This window comes from Neisseria sp. P0021.S007 (assembly GCF_051956855.1).
On the sequence record NZ_JBQCXA010000947.1, the window covers coordinates 1 to 562 of the forward strand.

Genomic DNA, 562 nt, shown 5'->3' on the forward strand with positions numbered 1-562 from the left:
CAAATACCGTGAGCCGGACATGAGCTTTGTGATTGACACTACCGATGCGGTAAAACCTTACCTGCGCGCCGGTCAAGTGCTGTCTTTAGAATCCACCACCTACCCCGGTACTACCGAAGAAGAATTGCTGCCACGTATGGAAGAAGGCGGCTTGAAAGTCGGTCAAGACGTGTTCTTAGTTTACTCTCCTGAGCGTGAAGACCCGGGTAACCCTAACTTTGAAACCCGTACCATTCCAAAAGTCATCGGCGGCCATACCCCTGCCTGTTTGGAAGTCGGCCTTGCGCTGTACCAACCTGCCATCGATAAAGTTGTTCCAGTAAGCTCCACCAAAGCTGCCGAGCTGACCAAACTCCTGGAAAACATCCACCGCGCCGTAAACATGGGCTTGGTGAACTAGATGAAAATCGTTGCCGACAAAATGGGCATCGACATTCACGAAGTCATCAATGCCGCTGCGACCAAACCGTTCGGCTTCGTTGCTTATTACCCAGGTCCAGGCTTGGGTGGCCACTGTATCCCTATCGACCCGTTCTACCTGACTTGGAAAGCACGCGAATAC

Annotated in this window: 1 pseudogene; it reads left to right on the forward strand. The window is 52.1% G+C overall.

The features are described 5' to 3' along the window. Positions 1-562, forward strand: a pseudogene (gene wbpA, locus ACTHUR_RS16880) (UDP-N-acetyl-D-glucosamine 6-dehydrogenase); the annotation flags it as partial.